The sequence below is a fragment of the Parachitinimonas caeni genome (assembly GCF_030129945.1).
GTDB classification, from domain to species: Bacteria; Pseudomonadota; Gammaproteobacteria; order Burkholderiales; family Chitinimonadaceae; genus Parachitinimonas; species Parachitinimonas caeni.
Genome location: NZ_JARRAF010000330.1, coordinates 1 through 218 on the forward strand (window position 1 = coordinate 1; position 218 = coordinate 218).

General features: G+C 53.7%; 1 pseudogene. It reads right to left on the minus strand.

Going from position 1 to position 218, the window contains the following annotated elements:
* Positions 1-170, minus strand: a pseudogene (locus PZA18_RS24920) (IS6 family transposase); the annotation flags it as partial.
* Positions 171-218 lie beyond the last annotated feature (48 nt).

Below are 218 nucleotides of genomic sequence, written 5' to 3' on the forward strand. Positions count from 1 at the left end.
CCGAATTTCAGGCACCATTGCCGGATCGTCTCGTTACTGACGAGCACGCCCCGTGAGGCCAGTAATTCCTCAATATCACGGAAGCTGAGGTTGAATCGATGGTAGAGCCAGACCGCATGGCCGATGATTTCAGCCGGGAAACGGTGGCGGTGGTAGAGATCCTTGTCCATGCCAACATCTTAACCTGCCGCCAAGTTCGAAGTTAACTTGTCAGTACC